The sequence below is a fragment of the Saccharomonospora saliphila YIM 90502 genome, assembly GCF_000383795.1.
Taxonomy (GTDB): Bacteria; Actinomycetota; Actinomycetes; order Mycobacteriales; family Pseudonocardiaceae; genus Saccharomonospora; species Saccharomonospora saliphila.
In genome coordinates, this window is record NZ_KB912656.1 from 135782 (window position 1) to 144575 (window position 8794).

7 protein-coding genes, 1 pseudogene and 1 other annotated feature (1 of these 9 only partly in view) are annotated in these 8794 nt (G+C 70.8%); all 8 genes and pseudogenes read left to right on the top strand.

From position 1 onward, the window contains the following. A pseudogene (locus tag SACSA_RS22265) lies at positions 1–244 on the top strand (acetylglutamate kinase); the annotation flags it as partial. Continuing rightward, positions 244–1527: an acetylornithine transaminase gene (locus SACSA_RS0109625; protein WP_019815419.1), complete on the top strand. Its 1284-nt coding sequence runs from the start codon at positions 244–246 to the stop codon at positions 1525–1527. The pseudogene SACSA_RS22265 and the gene SACSA_RS0109625, both read left to right, overlap by 1 nt. Before the next feature lie 4 nt (positions 1528–1531). Next, positions 1532–2461, top strand: a complete 930-nt coding sequence (gene argF / locus SACSA_RS0109630; protein WP_019815420.1) for an ornithine carbamoyltransferase — start codon at positions 1532–1534, stop codon at positions 2459–2461. Next, positions 2458–3102 carry an arginine repressor gene (locus SACSA_RS0109635; RefSeq protein WP_048876623.1) on the top strand — a complete coding sequence of 215 codons (645 nt, stop codon included), beginning with the start codon at positions 2458–2460 and terminating at the stop codon, positions 3100–3102. The genes argF and SACSA_RS0109635 overlap by 4 nt, the downstream gene beginning before the upstream one ends. Next, positions 3095–4300, top strand: coding sequence for an argininosuccinate synthase (locus SACSA_RS0109640; RefSeq protein ID WP_019815422.1), 1206 nt, complete (start codon positions 3095–3097; stop codon positions 4298–4300). Before SACSA_RS0109635 ends, SACSA_RS0109640 begins: the two co-directional genes overlap by 8 nt. Before the next feature lie 73 nt (positions 4301–4373). After that, entirely contained in the window at positions 4374–5789 is a 1416-nt protein-coding gene (argH, locus tag SACSA_RS0109645) for an argininosuccinate lyase (RefSeq protein WP_019815423.1), read from the top strand. A gap of 115 nt (positions 5790–5904) precedes the next feature. Beyond that, positions 5905–6522, top strand: a complete 618-nt coding sequence (locus tag SACSA_RS0109650) for a DNA-3-methyladenine glycosylase (protein ID WP_028661727.1) — start codon at positions 5905–5907, stop codon at positions 6520–6522. 105 nt (positions 6523–6627) lie between these two features. Beyond that, positions 6628–7902, top strand: coding sequence for a tyrosine--tRNA ligase (gene tyrS, locus SACSA_RS0109655; protein WP_019815426.1), 1275 nt, complete (start codon positions 6628–6630; stop codon positions 7900–7902). 434 nt (positions 7903–8336) lie between these two features. Then, positions 8337–8794, top strand: a sequence feature (16S ribosomal RNA rRNA prediction is too short) (it continues 115 nt past the right edge of the window).

The following is an 8794-nucleotide window of genomic DNA, read 5'->3' on the forward strand; positions in this document are numbered from 1 at the left end:
CTACGCGGACTGGCCCGACCGCTCCTCGCTGATCGACCGGATCGGCGCCGAAAGGCTGGAGCGGCTCCTGCCGACGCTGGCCAGCGGAATGATCCCGAAGATGCGCGCGTGCCTGCGCGCCGTGCGCGGCGGAGTGCCGCGCGCCCACGTGATCGACGGCCGCATCGCGCACTCGGTGCTGCTCGAAGTGTTCACCTCGCGGGGCATCGGCACGATGGTCCTGCCGGACGAGGGGGTTTCGTGATGAGCGCGGACGATCACCCGGCCGACGTGGCCGGGCATGACGCCGACCACCGGTCCCGGTGGCAGGCGGCGATGATGAACAACTACGGCACGCCCGGGCTGACACTGGCCCGAGGTGAGGGCGCCGTGGTGTGGGACACCGACGGCCGGCGGTACCTCGATCTGGTCTCGGGCATCGCGGTGAACGCGCTCGGGCACGCCCACCCGGCTGTCGTCTCGGCCGTGACCCGCCAGGTCGCGACCCTCGGGCACACGTCGAACCTCTACATCAACGAGCCCGCGCTCACGCTGGCCGAGCGCCTGCTCGCACTGTCCGGTGTGCACGGCGAGGCAGTGGACGGCAAGGTCCTGTTCACCAACTCCGGCGCCGAGGCCGTCGAGGCGGCGTTCAAGCTCACCCGGCGCACGGGCCGCACGCGCGTGGTGGCCACCGAGGGCGGATTCCACGGCCGCACGATGGGCGCGCTCGCCCTGACCGGCCAAGAAGGCAAGCGCGGCCCGTTCGAGCCGCTCGTCCCGGGCGTGACGCACATCCCGTACGGCGACGCCGAGGCCCTCGAGTCCGCCGTCGACGACGACACGGCCGCGTTCGTGGTCGAACCGGTGCAGGGCGAGAACGGGGTCGTCGTCCCGCCACCCGATTACCTGCGCAGGGCCCGGGAGATCACCGCACGGCACGGGGCGCTGCTCGTGGTCGACGAGGTGCAGACCGGTATCGGCAGGCTCGGCGCGTGGTTCGGATACCAGCACGCCGGTGTCGTCCCCGATGTCGTGACCCTGGCCAAGGGACTCGGCGGCGGGCTGCCGCTGGGCGCCTGCCTGGCGTTCGGGCCGGCCGCGGACCTGTTCGAGCCCGGCCAGCACGGCACGACCTTCGGCGGCAACCCGGTCTGTTGCGCGGCCGGGCTCGCCGTGCTCGACACGATCGCCGAGCGCGGGCTGCTCGAGCACGCCGCCTCCCTGGGCAAAGAGATCGCCGCCGGGATCGAGGGCCTCGACCACCCGTTGGTGCGCGGCGTGCGGGGCGAAGGACTGCTGCTCGGTGTCGAGCTGAGCGAGGCGGCCTCCGCGCGGGTCACCTCGGCCGCGCTGCGTGCGGGGCTGCTGGTCAATCCGGTACTGCCCGACGTGGTGCGCCTGGCGCCCCCACTCGTGCTCGACCGGGAGCAGGCCGACACGGTCCTGTCGACGCTGCCCGGCGTGCTCGACGCCGCCCGGCCTGCCGACTCCGGAGACAGCCCCGCATCCGATCCCGCCCAGCACAGCCCGGACAAGGACGTGTAGACGCATGCTTCGCCACTTCCTCCGCGACGACGACCTCACTCCCGCCGAGCAGAGCGCCGTGCTCGACCTCGCCGACGAGCTGAAGGAGCGGCCCCACGGAGACGCGCTCGCCGGCCCCCGCGCCGTCGCGGTGATCTTCGAGAAGAACTCGACCCGGACGCGGTTCTCGTTCGAGGTGGGCATCGCCCAGCTCGGCGGACATCCCGTCGTCGTCGACGGCCGCAGCATGCAGCTCGGGCGGGAGGAGACCATCGCCGACACGGCCCGGGTGCTGTCCCGCTACGTGGATCTCGTCGTGTGGCGGACGTTCGAGCAGGAGCGCATCGACGCCTTCGCCGCCGCGTCCGACGTGCCCGTGGTCAACGCACTGACCGACGAGTTCCACCCGTGCCAGATCCTGGCCGACCTGCACACCGTGCGGGAACGCAAGGGGACTCTGGCCGGGCTCACCCTGACCTATCTCGGCGACGCCGCGAACAACATGGCCCATTCACTACTGCTCGGCGGGGTCACGGCGGGCCTGCACGTGCGCGTCGCCGCACCGGAGGGCTTCCGTCCGCTGTCGTGGGTGCTCGACGCGGTGGACAAGCGCGCCGCCGAGACCGGCGGCAGCGCGCGGGTGTTCACGGACCCGCACGCGGCCGTCGACGGCGCCGACGTGGTGACCACGGACGCGTGGACGTCGATGGGTCAGGAGGCCGACGGCCGGGACCGCGTCTCGCCCTTCTGGCCGTATCAGGTCAACACGGACCTGCTGGCCCGCACCGGCAAGGACACCATCGTGTTGCACGACCTGCCCGCCCACCGGGGGCGCGAGATCACCGACGAGGTACTCGACGGCCCGGCCAGCGCCGTGTGGGACGAGGCGGAGAACCGGCTGCACGCGCAGAAGGCGTTGCTGGTGTGGCTGACGCGGCAGTGGACACGGCGATGACCGCCCAGGACTCCCGGCGCGGCATGGTCTCGGCCACCATGAACCGCGCGCGCCGTCAGGCCCGGATCATCGAGCTGGTGGCTGGAACGGCCGTGCACAGCCAGACCGAACTCGCCAAGCTGCTGGCCGCCGAGGGCATCGAGGTCACCCAGGCCACGCTGTCCCGGGATCTCGACGAGCTCGGTGCGGTGAAGCTGCGCGGCCACGACTCGGGTGCGCCGATCTATGTCATCCCGGAGGACGGCAGCCCGGTCCGCGGCGTGCAGGGTGGCACGTCCCGGTTGTCCCGGTTACTGGCCGAGCTGATGGTCTCGGCCGAGGGCTCGGGCAACCTCATGGTGCTGCGCACGCCTCCCGGCGCCGCGCAGTTCCTCGCCAGCGCCATCGACAGGGCCGCGCTGAGCGAGGTCGTCGGCTCCATCGCCGGCGACGACACGGTCGCGGTGATCGCCAGGGAACCGTTGTCCGGCACGCAGTTGGCCGAACGGTTCACCGCACTGGCGCAGCGATCACCGGACTCCGGCCAGGACGGGCCGGACCCGGACCACGCCGGGCGGGCGGCGGCACCGCGGGGTTCCGGCCCGTCCCGCCCCGGCACGCACCAGGACACGAACGTGAGTGAGGAGAACGACAATGACTGAGCGGGTGGTGCTCGCCTACTCCGGCGGGCTCGACACCTCGGTGGCGATCGGCTGGATCGCCGAGGAGACCGGCGCCGAGGTGGTCGCCGTCGCCGTCGACCTCGGACAGGGCGGCGAGGACCTGGAGACCATCCGCAAGCGCGCGCTCGACTGCGGCGCGGTCGAAGCGGTGGTGGCCGACGCGCGGGACGAGTACGCCGACGAGTACTGCCTTCCCGCGCTCCAGGCGAACGCGCTCTACATGGACCGCTACCCGCTGGTGTCGGCGCTGTCCCGGCCGTTGATCGTCAAGCACCTCGCCGAGGCCGCCAAGTATCACGGCGCGAGCACCGTCGCGCACGGCTGCACCGGCAAGGGCAACGACCAGGTGCGCTTCGAGGTCGGCATCGGCGCGCTCGCGCCGGACCTGAACGTGATCGCGCCCGTGCGGGACTTCGCGTGGACGCGGGAGAAGGCGATCGCCTACGCCGAGCAGCGGGACCTGCCGATCGACGTGACGAAGAAGTCGCCGTTCTCCATCGACCAGAACGTGTGGGGCCGCGCCGTCGAGACCGGCGTGCTCGAGGACCTGTGGAACTCCCCGCCCAAGGAGGTCTACTCCTACACGCAGGACCCGACCGTCCACTTCCAGGCACCCGACGAGGTGGTCCTCACCTTCGACAAGGGCGTCCCGGTCGCCATCGACGGCAGGCCCGTCACCGTGCTCGAGGCCATCCAGGAGATGAACCGGCGCGCGGGTGCGCACGGCGTCGGCAGGCTCGACATGGTCGAGGACCGGCTGGTGGGCATCAAGAGCCGTGAGGTGTACGAGGCGCCCGGTGCGATCGCGCTGATCACCGCGCACCAGGAGCTGGAGAACGTCACGATCGAGCGCGACCTCGCGCGCTTCAAGCGGCAGGTCGAGCAGCGGTGGGGTGAGCTGGTCTACGACGGCCTGTGGTTCTCGCCGCTGAAGGACGCGCTCGACGGGTTCGTGGGCAAGGCCCAGGAGCACGTCACCGGTGAGATCCGCATGGTGCTGCACGGCGGCACCTGCACCGTCACCGGCAGGCGGAGCCCGGAGTCGCTCTACGACTTCAACCTGGCCACCTACGACGAGGGCGACACCTTCGACCAGTCGCTGGCCAAGGGCTTCGTGCAGCTGTGGGGCCTGCCCAGCAAGATCGCCGCGAAGCGGCAGCAGAGCAAGAACGGCTGAGGTGTCCCGCCGCGCCCTCCCGCTCCGCCGCGGGAGGGCCGGTCACGGACACGCACGACACGGAAGGGCACGCATGAAACTGTGGGGAGGCCGGTTCGCCGGCGGACCGGCCGAGGCGATGGCGGCGCTGAGCGCGTCGACCCACGTCGACTGGCGCCTCGCCCCGTACGACATCGCGGGGTCCCGGGCGCACGCTCGGGTGCTGCGCACCGCGGGGCTGCTGACCGAGGCCGAACTCGACGCCATGCTCGGCGCTCTCGACCAGCTCGCCGAGGACGTCGCCTCCGGCGCCTTCACGCCGACCGTGGCCGACGAGGACGTGCACACCGCGCTCGAGCGGGGGCTGCTCGAACGCGCGGGCGCGGAGCTGGGCGGCAAGCTGCGCGCGGGCCGTTCGCGCAACGACCAGGTCGCCACCCAGTTCCGCATGTGGCTGCGCGACGCCGCACGCCGGGTCACCTCCGGCGCGCTCGACGTCGTGGAGGCGCTGGTCGAGCAGGCCCGCGCGCACCCCGACGCCGTGCTGCCCGGGCGCACCCACCTCCAGCACGCCCAGCCCGTGCTGCTCGCACACCACCTGCTCGCCCACGCCCAGTCCCTGCTGCGCGACATCGGCAGGCTCCGCGACTGGGATGCCCGTGCCGCGGAATCGCCGTACGGCTCCGGAGCGCTGGCGGGCTCATCGCTGGGACTCGACCCCGTCGCCGTCGCCGAACAGCTCGGTTTCCCGACGTCGGTGGAGAACTCCATCGACGGCACCGCCTCACGCGACTTCGCCGCGGAGTTCGCGTTCGCGGTCGCCATGCTCGGGGTGAATCTCTCCCGGATCGCCGAGGAGATCATCATCTGGAACACCGCCGAGTTCGGCTACGTCACCCTCGACGACGCGTGGGCCACCGGCAGCTCGATCATGCCGCAGAAGAAGAACCCGGACGTGGCGGAGTTGACCCGGGGCAAGTCCGGCAAGCTCATCGGCAACCTCACCGGTCTGCTGGCCACGCTCAAGGCACAGCCGCTGGCCTACAACCGCGACCTTCAGGAGGACAAGGAACCGGTCTTCGACTCGGTCGCACAGCTCGAGCTGTTGTTCCCCGCGATCGCGGGCATGGTCGGCACGCTGACCTTCCACACCGACCGCCTCGCCGAACTCGCGCCAGCCGGATTCACGCTCGCCACCGACATCGCGGAGTGGCTCGTCCGGCAGGGGGTGCCCTTCCGCGCCGCGCACGAGGCCGCGGGCGAGTGCGTGCGGATGGCCGAGGAACGGGGGGTGGGCCTGGACGACCTCACCGATGACGACCTGGTGACCGTCCACCCCGCCCTGACCCCCGCCGTGCGCGAGGTGCTCACCGTGGCGGGTTCGGTCGCCTCGCGCGACGCGCGCGGCGGGACCGCCCCGGACCGTGTGGCGGAACAGCGGGAACGGCTCGCCGACCGGCTCGACGACCTGCGTACCTGGGCCGACACGGCGGTCACTCCGGTCGGTTAGCCTGGGCGGGCGCGTCGGCACGGCGCGCTTCTCGGTGAGGGGAGCAGTGGTGACGGACCGGACGGCGGACTCGTCGGCGGCCGGGTCCCCGGTCCCGGAGGGAGCCGGGGACAGGGTGCTCGACCGGAGCGAGCTCGCGGTGGACCCCGTCGTGTTGGCCCCCTCGCTGCTCGGGCGGATCGTCGAGGCGCGCGGCGCCGAGGGGACGGTCCGGCTCAGACTGGCCGAGGTGGAGGCCTACCGAGGACTCGACGACCCCGCGTCGCACTGCTACCGCGGGCGCACGCCGCGCAACGACGTGATGTGGGGACCCGCCGGGCACCTGTATGTGTACTTCGTCTATGGAATGCACTTCTGTGCCAACATCGTGGGCCTGACCGACGGCGAACCCGGCGCGGTGCTGCTGCGCGCGGGCGAGGTGCTCCTGGGGCGGGAGCTCGCACGCACCCGCCGTCCCACCGCGCGCGGCGGCGGGGCGGTGGCGAAGGGGCCCGCCGTGCTGACCTCGTTCCTGGGCCTCGATCGCGCGCACAACGGGGTCGATCTGACCGACCCCGAGTCACCGGTGCGGCTGCTGGAGGGCGAGACCGTCCCCGCCGAGCGGGTGCGCACCGGTCCCCGGGTCGGCGTGGCGGCCGCCCAGGACGTCCCGTGGCGCTTCTGGATCGACGAGTCCCCCGCGGTCAGTGCCTACCGGCGGAACGGGCGCGCGCGCAGGCGTTCGCGCCCGTGAGCGGCCGGTCCCGTGTCCCGGGTCGCGAGCCGGAGCGAGGCGCCGTGTGGTGAGTGCCGCACTCCCCGGAGGGCTGGGCCCGGTCGTCGCGGAGAGAATGGACGCGTGAGTGAGCACATTCTCGACGAGTTGTCCTGGCGCGGGTTGATCGCGCAGTCCACCGATCTCGACGCGATGCGGCGGGAGCTGGCCGGCGGACGGGTGACCGTCTATGCGGGCTTCGATCCCACCGCACCGAGCCTGCACGCGGGCCACCTCGTCCAGATGCTGACGCTGAGGCGGTTCCAGGACGCCGGGCACCGGCCGGTCCTGCTCGCGGGCGGGGGAACAGGTCTCATCGGCGACCCCCGCGAGGTGGGGGAGCGCACGCTGAACTCCGAGGAGCAGGTCCGCGAGTGGGCGGGCCGTCTGCGGGGCCAGCTCGCGCGGTTCGTCGACTTCGAGCACCCGGATGTGCCGCCGATCGAGGTGAACAACCTCGACTGGCTGGGCGGGATGAGCGTGCCCGCGTTCCTGCGGGACGTCGGCAAGCACTTCTCGATCAACACGATGCTGGCCCGGGACACCGTCCGCCGCAGGCTCGAGGGCGAGGGCATGTCCTACACGGAGTTCAGCTACATGCTGCTCCAGGCCTGCGACTACCGCGAGCTGTTCGAGCGGTACGGCGTGCGGCTGCAGATCGGCGGCTCCGACCAGTGGGGCAACATCGTCGCCGGGGTCGATCTGGTGCGCAGGGTGCACTCCGAGCAGGTGCACGCGCTGACGACTCCGCTGATCACCGACTCCGAGGGGCACAAGCTGGGCAAGTCCACCGGCGGCGGGAGCGTCTGGCTCGACCCGGAGATGACCTCGCCCTACGCCTGGTACCAGTACTTCGTCAATCTCCCGGACGCCGACGTCGTCCGGTACATGAAGCTGCTGACCTTCCTCGACGCCGACGAGATCGCCGAACTGGACACCGCGACGCGCGAACGTCCCGCCGCCCGGCTCGGGCAGCGCAGGCTCGCCCAGGAGTTGACCGACCTGGTGCACGGGCCCGAGCAGACCCGGCAGGTCGTCGCGGCGAGTCAGGCCCTGTTCGGCCGTGGCGACCTACGGGAGCTCGACGCGGCCACGCTCGACGCGGCGATGGCCGAGGTACCCACCGGGGAGATCAAGCTCAGGGACGAGCCGTCCGTGGTGGAACTGCTCGTGGCCGGTGGTGTGGTGGACAGCAAGGGCGCGGCCCGCCGCACGGTCAAGGAGGGCGGCGCGTACGTGAACAACACGAAGATCACGGACGAGACCTGGCGACCCGAGGCGTCGGACGCGCTGTACGGCCGGTGGCTGGTCGTCCGCCGGGGCAAGCGGACCCTCGCCGGGGTCCGGCTGATGAGCTGACCCGGCCCCGGGTCGGCGCCGACCCGCCGGGGTACGGCGCCGACCTGGGATTTCGGTTCGGGAGACCCCCCCCTGTTTCCGGGGTGTTGGCGGGGGTGTAGTCTTTTCTTCGTCGCCGGGGAGACCGGGCCGGGCCTTCGGGAGAGGGCTGAGGGCGCGGGTTACTCGGTGGGGGAACATGAACCAAGCTCCCATGGTTGTGGTAGAGTGGGTGTTTCCCGGTCGGGTGCCTGCCTTGTGCCAGTTGTTGGTGTGTGGGTGGGTGTTCGGCGGTTGGTAACGAAGACACTTTTCGTGTTGTTTGAGAACTCAACAGTGCGCTAGTGATTGTCAGCTAGTAGAGCTTTGATGCCCCTTTTTTGGGGTGTGCCCCCTTCCTTTGTGGAAGGGTTTCTTTGAGATCATTTGGGTCTCGGATCGGATTCATTGTTGGAGAGTTTGATCCTGGCTCAGGACGAACGCTGGCGGCGTGCTTAACACATGCAAGTCGAACGCTGAAGCTCAGCTTGCTGGGTGGATGAGTGGCGAACGGGTGAGTAACACGTGGGTAATCTGCCCTGTACTCTGGGATAAGCCCTGGAAACGGGGTCTAATACCGGATATGACATGTCTCCGCATGGGGTGTGTGGAAAGCTCCGGCGGTACAGGTTGAGCCCGCGGCCTATCAGCTTGTTGGTGGGTGATGGCCTACCAAGGCGACGACGGGTAGCCGGCCTGAGAGGGTGACCGGCCACACTGGGACTGAGACACGGCCCAGACTCCTACGGGAGGCAGCAGTGGGGAATATTGCACAATGGGCGCAAGCCTGATGCAGCGACGCCGCGTGGGGGATGACGGCCTTCGGGTTGTAAACCTCTTTCGCTAGGGACGAAGCCTTTCGGGGTGACGGTAC

What these genes read in the sequence shown, in the direction of transcription:
- SACSA_RS0109625 (WP_019815419.1), top strand. Translation starts at nt 244, where the DNA reads ATGAGCGCGGACGATCACCCGGCCGACGTGGCCGGGCATGACGCCGAC.
- argF (WP_019815420.1), top strand. Translation starts at nt 1,532, where the DNA reads ATGCTTCGCCACTTCCTCCGCGACGACGACCTCACTCCCGCCGAGCAG.
- SACSA_RS0109635 (WP_048876623.1), top strand. Translation starts at nt 2,458, where the DNA reads ATGACCGCCCAGGACTCCCGGCGCGGCATGGTCTCGGCCACCATGAAC.
- SACSA_RS0109640 (WP_019815422.1), top strand. Translation starts at nt 3,095, where the DNA reads ATGACTGAGCGGGTGGTGCTCGCCTACTCCGGCGGGCTCGACACCTCG.
- argH (WP_019815423.1), top strand. Translation starts at nt 4,374, where the DNA reads ATGAAACTGTGGGGAGGCCGGTTCGCCGGCGGACCGGCCGAGGCGATG.